Origin of the sequence: Amycolatopsis sp. NPDC059235 (assembly GCF_042754125.1) — a bacterium.
In the GTDB taxonomy this organism is placed as follows: domain Bacteria; phylum Actinomycetota; class Actinomycetes; order Mycobacteriales; family Pseudonocardiaceae; genus Amycolatopsis; species Amycolatopsis albidoflava.
The window spans coordinates 40,331-47,250 of the sequence record NZ_JBHZAG010000077.1 but is presented as its reverse complement, the minus strand read 5'-3'; the positions used below and the strand labels follow the sequence as shown (position 1 = coordinate 47,250).

Annotated in this window: 8 protein-coding genes; 6 read left to right on the top strand and 2 right to left on the bottom strand. The window is 69.2% G+C overall.

All coding sequences use genetic code 11. The features are described 5' to 3' along the window. Positions 1 to 250: 250 nt before the first annotated feature. Complete coding sequence (locus ACFXI3_RS36015) at positions 251 to 1,105, top strand: SGNH/GDSL hydrolase family protein (protein ID WP_378405701.1); 855 nt, start codon at positions 251 to 253, stop codon at positions 1,103 to 1,105. On the opposite strand, the gene ACFXI3_RS36010 is transcribed toward ACFXI3_RS36015, so the two are convergent. After that, the gene (locus ACFXI3_RS36010; protein ID WP_378405697.1) at positions 1,071 to 1,826 is read right to left on the bottom strand and encodes a metallophosphoesterase family protein; all 756 of its coding nucleotides are present in this window, start codon (positions 1,824 to 1,826) and stop codon (positions 1,071 to 1,073) included. The two genes, ACFXI3_RS36015 and ACFXI3_RS36010, sit on opposite strands and share 35 nt — an antisense overlap. 78 nt (positions 1,827 to 1,904) lie before the next feature. Between ACFXI3_RS36010 and ACFXI3_RS36005 the strand changes: the two genes are divergently transcribed. The 3 genes from ACFXI3_RS36005 to ACFXI3_RS35995 all read left to right on the top strand — a co-directional run bounded on the left by ACFXI3_RS36005 (position 1,905) and on the right by ACFXI3_RS35995 (position 5,092). Next, positions 1,905 to 3,287, top strand: a complete 1,383-nt coding sequence (locus ACFXI3_RS36005) for a replication-associated recombination protein A (protein ID WP_344267394.1) — start codon at positions 1,905 to 1,907, stop codon at positions 3,285 to 3,287. A gap of 109 nt (positions 3,288 to 3,396) precedes the next feature. After that, on the top strand, positions 3,397 to 3,927 hold the full coding sequence (locus ACFXI3_RS36000; RefSeq protein WP_378405695.1) for a cupin: 531 nt from the start codon (positions 3,397 to 3,399) through the stop codon (positions 3,925 to 3,927). Positions 3,928 to 4,234: 307 nt separating this feature from the next. Then, positions 4,235 to 5,092, top strand: coding sequence for an NAD(P)-dependent oxidoreductase (locus ACFXI3_RS35995; protein WP_378405693.1), 858 nt, complete (start codon positions 4,235 to 4,237; stop codon positions 5,090 to 5,092). On the opposite strand, the gene ACFXI3_RS35990 is transcribed toward ACFXI3_RS35995, so the two are convergent. After that, a complete protein-coding gene (locus tag ACFXI3_RS35990) occupies positions 5,076 to 5,981 on the bottom strand; it encodes a hypothetical protein (RefSeq protein ID WP_378405691.1) in 906 nt (301 codons plus the stop codon). The genes ACFXI3_RS35995 and ACFXI3_RS35990 overlap by 17 nt on opposite strands. A gap of 238 nt (positions 5,982 to 6,219) precedes the next feature. Here ACFXI3_RS35990 and ACFXI3_RS35985 point away from each other — a divergent pair, with 238 nt between their 5' ends. Together ACFXI3_RS35985 and ACFXI3_RS35980 are read left to right on the top strand one after the other, a co-directional pair. Next, on the top strand, positions 6,220 to 6,615 hold the full coding sequence (locus ACFXI3_RS35985) for a DUF948 domain-containing protein (protein ID WP_344267386.1): 396 nt from the start codon (positions 6,220 to 6,222) through the stop codon (positions 6,613 to 6,615). Continuing rightward, positions 6,612 to 6,914, top strand: a complete 303-nt coding sequence (locus tag ACFXI3_RS35980; RefSeq protein WP_037362888.1) for a hypothetical protein — start codon at positions 6,612 to 6,614, stop codon at positions 6,912 to 6,914. The genes ACFXI3_RS35985 and ACFXI3_RS35980 overlap by 4 nt, the downstream gene beginning before the upstream one ends. Positions 6,915 to 6,920: the final 6 nt, after the last annotated feature.

Below are 6,920 nucleotides of genomic sequence, written 5' to 3'. Positions count from 1 at the left end.
TCTTGGGGGTATTTTTCCCTTTCATCCCACCCCCAGACCGCAGGGAGGCTTCGTATCGGGGTGCGGGGGAGGGGCTGGGTGCCTCGATCGTTGGGTGCACTGGTGCGGGTTGGCGGGGGGATTTTGCGGCTGCGCCGCGTTGTTTCTGAAAAGCCCCAAATCGGACCTTGGTTTTGCTGGGTACCGGAAGTTCCCGCCGCCGTCCATGTGGCGTTACCTTCCCATCACCGGTGGTGAGTCTCGGTGCCGGATGGTCTTGGGCGTGACCGTGATCAGCGTCGGAGTCACCCCAGCCGCAGTCCGAGAACCGGCCCCGGAATCAGCTCAACCTCAACCCCGCCAGGCTGAGCGCCTGGTGATCCTCGGCGACTCCACTGCCGTGGGGCTCGGCGATCCTCTTCCCGATCGCGGCGGCTGGCGCGGAGTAGGTCCGCTGGTCGCGCATGCCCTGGGCGTTGACGAAACCGGCTACCTGAACCCGTCCTTCACTGGTGCTCGGATGGCCTGTGTGCGTACTGACCAGCTTCCGCTGGCACTTGCTCACAAGCCGGACGTCGCGCTGGTCGTCGTGGGCATGAACGACACGCTTCGTCCGGACTTCGATCCGGACCAGATCGCTGCTGACCTCACTGCGATCGTTCGCGAGCTGACTGCGGTCGGAACTACCGTTCTGCCAGTGCGTTTCCATGACCACAGCAAGGTCTTTCGCCTCCCGCCTTCGCTGAAGCGCGCTCTGAGCGCCCGCGTCGCCGAGTTGAACGAGGCGATTGACCGCGTGGTGGAAACTGAAGGCATCGCCTGTCTGAACCTGGACACCCTGCCTGGTGCTTACGACCTCACCGTGTGGAGCGTCGATCGCTTGCATCCGTCCGAACTGGGGCACCGGCTGCTGGCGCAAGGGTTCGCCGACCTGGCCGCGGCAGCCGGTTACGCGATTCCGGAGCCGGTGAGCCTGACCTGCTCCGGCGGAGTGGAGCCAAGCGCGGCCGGACACTTCGGCTGGCTCGTGGCGAAGGGCGTTCCGTGGCTCTGGCGGCGCGGACGCGAGTTCCTGCCTTACGCCGCGGTCATCATGTGGCGCTCGTTCCGCGAGCGCGTGGGCTGAATACCCGCAACGCCTCCGCGTCTGACGCCGGATTCCGTACGAAATAGTCGTTCCAGTCCTGGATTCCGGGGTACTCCGACGTTTCCGTCAGCTCCTTGCACGCGGCCTCCACGTCATACGCGGTACGCCGCAGTTCGACGCCGGGACCGAGCCGCGCCCAGTGTGCGCCTGTTGTGCCGTAAGGCATTCCGACGCTGCCCGGGTTCACGATCCGGCAGCGGTCGGCCAGGCGGAGGAACGGCATGTGGGTATGGCCGCACACGACCGTTTCCGCCGTGACGCCGTCCAGGACTTCGGCCCAGCGCGACAGCGGGCTGTCCACTAGCGCGACCTCTTCGTCGTCGCGCGGGGTCGCGTGGCAGAACAGCACTTCGCCGAGTCCGTCGATTTCCAGCGTGACTGTCAACGGCAGTCCGTCGAGCAGCGCCACCTGGTCCGGCCGCAGTTGCGTCGCCGCCCAGGGGCCGATCGGGTCCGGGATCTTCGTGGAGCCGCCTGCTGCGAGGGTGACGAGTTCGCGATCGGCGTTGCCGCGCACCCACACCGCGTGATCGCCTAGCGAAACCAGCCGGTCGAGAGTCTGCCGGGGGAGCGGGCCCGCGGCCAGGTCGCCGCACAGGACCACCAGATCCGCGGCCAGCACGTCGGGTTCGGCGAGGACCGCGTCGAGCGCGGGCAGCACGCCGTGGATATCGGACAACACCGCGACCGAGGAGACCATCGCCCCAGTCTGCCCCTCCGGCGGCGCTGCGGGGCCGGGCGAGCGGGATTGTCGGGGTGGTCGGTTACCGTCGTCGGTGTGGCACAGGACGAACTCTTCACGGTGAACCCCGACGCGGGGCCGCCGCCGGAACCCACCGGAGCGAACCCGGTCGAACCGCAGGCCGACCCGGCGACGTCGCCGCTCGCGGTCCGGATGCGGCCGCGCACGCTCGACGAGGTGGTCGGCCAGCAGCACCTGCTGCGGGAAGGGGCTCCGCTGCGCCGGCTGGTCGAGGGGGCCGCCCCGGCGTCCGTGCTGCTCTACGGGCCGCCCGGCACCGGCAAGACCACGCTGGCGAACCTGGTGTCGATCGCCACCGGACGCCGGTTCGTCGCGATGTCCGCGCTGTCGGCGGGCGTCAAAGAGGTGCGCGGCGTCATCGAGGAGGCCCGGCGGCGCCGGCAGTACAACACCGAGAACACCGTCCTGTTCATCGACGAGGTGCACCGGTTCTCCAAGACCCAGCAGGACGCGCTGCTCGGCGCGGTCGAGGACCGGACTGTGCTGCTGGTGGCGGCGACCACGGAAAACCCGTCGTTCTCGGTGGTGTCGCCGCTGCTGTCGCGGTCCTTGGTGCTGCAGCTGCGGCCGCTCACGGATGACGACATCGTCGCGGTGCTGGAGCGTGCGTTGAGCGACGAGCGTGGGCTCGGCGGCGAACTCACGCTCACTGACGAAGCCCGGGCGCACCTCGTGCGGCTTGCTGGCGGGGATGCGCGTCGTGCGCTCACTGCGCTGGAGGCGGCTGCGGACGCGGCGTCCGCGACGGAGAACAAGACGATCGACCTGGCCGTGGTCGAGTCCACTGTGGACAAGGCGGCTGTTCGTTACGACCGTGACGGCGATCAGCACTACGACGTGATCAGCGCGTTCATCAAGTCGATTCGCGGGTCGGACGTCGATGCGGCGCTGCACTACCTGGCGCGGATGATCGAGGCGGGGGAGGACCCGCGGTTCCTGGCGCGGCGGTTGGTGGTGCACGCGAGCGAGGACGTCGGGCTCGCCGATCCGACCGCGTTGCAGGCGGCGGTCGCGGCGGCGCACGCGGTGCAGTTCATCGGGATGCCGGAGGGGCGGCTCGCGTTGGCGCAGGCGACGATCCATCTCGCCACCGCGCCCAAGTCGAACGCTGTGGTCACTGCGATCGATACCGCGTTGAGCGACGTTCGCAAGGGTGCGATCGGGACTGTGCCGCCGCATCTGCGGGATGGGCACTACGCGGGGGCCAAGCAGTTGGGCAATGCACAGGGGTATCGGTATCCGCACAACGTGCCGGAAGGGGTGCTGGCGCAGCAGTATCCGCCGGACGAGCTGGTGGGGCGGGATTATTACGAGCCGACGCAGCGGGGCGGGGAGCGGACGTTGGCGGAGCGGGTGCCTCGGCTGCGGCGGACTATTCGCGGGGAGCGGCAGGTCTGAACGGTCTTGCGGGCTGAGTGAAGGTCGCCACTTTCTTCGTGGTGGCGGCTTGGGCGGGAACATTCGGGTGTGTCGCCGGTTGGTCCTCTTCAAGGAGAGGGGAGCGGCGATGACGCTGTTGACCGTGTGGCCTGACGATCAGCCTGGGCATGTGCTTTTGCGGACTGAGGACACTGGGGCGATCGTCGCTGAACTGGGGCGGGTGGGGGCCGGGTTCGCCCGGTGGCCCGTCGTTGAAGGCGTCTCGGAGGGGGACGTGCTGGTTCGGTATCGGGGATTGGTCGAGTCTCGGGTCGGCGGGGCCGGGGATTTCTCGGTGGATGTTCCGGCTGGGGAGCTCCCGTTCGCGGAGCGGAGCGGGGGCGGGGCCGAGGATCGGTTTTTCGTGCGGGGGGCCGCGGTTTGGTATCTGCATGCCGGGCGTGAGGTGCATGCGGTGCTGTGCGAGGCCGGGGATGTGCTGACGGTTCCGGCCGGGGTTCGGCATTGGCATGACGGCGGGCCGGATTTCGTGACTGTTCGGGTTCGGCGTCCTGGTGGGGTTGAGGCCGGGGTGGTGCGGGGTGTGGTGCCTGGGGAGTTTCCCGGGTTTGGGGAGTTGGTCGCTGAGCGGGTGGGCGGGGCGGTGTTGAGCGGGTGACTGCTCGTCGCCTGGCGGCGACATTGCCGTTTGGGTGGGGGCCACCACCCCGAAGTTTTATTGTGCAGGGCGGCTTCGGATCGGGGTTGGGGGCGGGGTGGGTGGCTCCATGGGTGGGTGCGTTGGTGCGGTTTTAGGTCCGTGAGGGGAACCCTGAGGGACTCTGAGTCCGTCAGGGTTCCCCTCACGGACGGTGGGAGTGGGGTTGTGGGGCGGTTGGTCCGGTTCGCGGTGTGGGTACTGATCGCGGGCCAACTGGGGGAGCGCTGATCGTGCCGAGTCGCGTGGCTGGCGGCACGATGGCCGGATGACCACAGTCGCATTCCTCGGCACCGGAATCATGGGCCGTCCGATGGCCGTCAATCTTGCTCGCGCTGGGGTGAGCGTGCGGGCTTGGAACCGTACGCGCGCTAAGGCTGAGCCGCTTGCCGCGGAGGGCGTCACGGTTGTCGGGACTCCCGGCGAAGCGGTGAAGGGGGCCGATTTCCTGGTCACCATGCTCGCGGACGGGCCTGCGGTCGCTGAGGTGTTTCGCGGGCTTTCGCTGGAGCCGGGGACGATTTGGCTGCAGACCAGCACTGTCGGGGTCGAGTGGGCTGATCGGCTCGCGGAGGCGTCTGTCGCGGCGGGGGTTCCGTTCGTGGATTGTCCGGTGATGGGGACGAAGGGGCCCGCTGAGCAAGGGCAACTTCAGGTGCTCGCGGCCGGGCCGGACAACGTGCACGACGGGGCTGCGGAGGTGTTCGACGCGATCGGCTCGAAGACTCGCTGGCTTGGCACCGAACCTGGCACGGCGACGCGGCTCAAGCTGGTGATGAACGCTTGGATTCTCGCGCTCACCAACGGCACCGGCGAGAGCCTCGCCCTCGCGCGGGTGCTCGGGGTGGACCCGCAGTTGTTCTTCGACGTCATGAGCGGCACTGGGTTCGACGTTCCTTACGCGCGGGCGAAGGGGCCGATGATGCTGTCCGGGGAGTACCCGGCCAGCTTCCCGGCCTCGCTCGCGGCGAAGGACGCGCGGCTCGTGGTGGAGGCCGCGGGGCACGCGATCGACGTCGGCGGGGCGGCGGCTGCGTTGGCGCACCTCGAGTCCGCGGTCGAAGCGGGGCATGGCGAGGACGACATGGCGGCGGTGTACGAGGGGATCGTCAAGAAGGGGCAGTGAGCAGCGACGCGACCCGGTCCACGCCGATGCCGGAGACGAGCAGGCGTTCCTTCGCGTTTCCGAGCAATCGCGCGGTCCACGGCGTGAAGCCGCCGTCGCCTACTACGGCTGGTCCGGTGCCGAAGTCGGCGGTGACGGTGAAGCAGAGGCCGAAGTAGTAATCGCGGCCGATGGCGCGATCTGAGTCGTCGGAGACCTCGACGTCCGGCAGCGCGTCTTGCACCGAAGCGGCGAAATCGGCGAAGCGGTTGTCCAATGTGGTCACTTGGAAGCCTGCCGCGCGGGCGCCGGCGGCGCGTACTGCGTTGGTGAGTAATCGGGCGTGCTCCACCAGGTGTTCGCGTTCGAAGGCCAGGCTGCCGCGGTCGCGACCGGCGGTGACGGCGCCGAACAGGGAGAAGTGGGCGAAGAGTCCAGGGCCTGGAGGTTGGGCTCGGACGACGCGTTGCACAGTGGTGAGCCGTACCGGCGAGGAACCGGTGCGGCGGACTGCGGCTTCCAGCGCAAGACCGTTCGTCGGGTCCGCGGCGACCTCGGTGCCGCGGCCGGTCGGGACGACGCGGTGCTGGGCCAGTCCGGCCACTGTGGAGTGAGTGCCGAGCGGGGTCACCGGGGAGAGTGTGACCCGTTCGAATTCCGGCGGGGCAGCGGAAAGCAGGGCGTCTTCAACTCGCCTCAAGGTCTCGAACGGCAATGGCGCGGGTGTGGTGAAGCGGTCCTCGCGGTAGCGGCGCAGGACGTCCGGGCCACGCAGCTTCGCGGCGCGACGGCGGGCTACTTCCAGTTGCAGCGTGGTCAGGTCCGCGCCGGGAAGCTCGGCGAGCACGTCGGCGGCGGGGCCACCCGGTCCGGCGAGCACGCGGGGGAGCGGGCCGTTCGAAGAGTCCATCGCCCGAGCAGACCAGGCCCGACGACCTTCCGCGAACTGTTTTCCTCCCAGCCAGCCCAGCCGCTAGATCGCGTCGGCGTGTTAGCGAGCGGTGTGACCGCCCCCAGGCGGGCGCACCGCTCGCTAACACGCCGACTTCCAGGCGATCTCGCCGCGGCGGCGAAGCCGCCGCAATCAAACACAGCCGCAGGCGGTAACCTCACACCACCTAAGACCCCGCACCACCCGAGGAGGGCCCGTGTCGGCAGGGCAGATCGCCGCGCTGATCGCCGCAGGAGCTTTCGTACTGCTGGTCTTGCTGCTGGCGATCCCGCTGCTCAAGCTCGGCCGCACGCTGGACGAGGCGACGATCGCGATCCGCAAGGCGCACGAGAACAGCGACCCGATCCTGATCGGGGCCAACGAGACGATCACGCACGTCAACACCCAGCTCGAGCGCGTCGACGGGATCACCGCGAACGCGCAGGCGGTGAGCGGCAACGTGACCGCGCTGTCGTCGGTGTTCACCGCGACGCTCGGCGGCCCGCTGGTGAAGACCGCCGCGCTGTCGTACGGGATCAGCAAGGCGATCCGCGCGCGCCGGAAGAAGCAAGAGGCGAAGGCGCAGCGCCCGGCCCGCCGGGGGAAGAAGTGAAGCGGCTGTTCTGGCTCGGGGTCGGGGTCGTCGCGGGAGTCGCGCTGAGCCGCAAGGCGAGCGAAACGGCTCGTCAGGCCACGCCTGCCGGGTTAGCATCGAACTTGGGCGACGCCGTGCGGGAACTCGCGGGCGCCGTCGGTTCGTTCGGCGCCGAGGTGCGCGCCGGGATGAACGAACGGGAACAGGAGCTGCACGACATGGTCGAGGAGCGGACCGCCGCCGTCGCGCCGCCTTCGGGCGCGGGCAGGCACGCCGCACGTCGCCCCGCCCGGCGAGCTCGCCGGGCGGAGGGCTGATCTCCG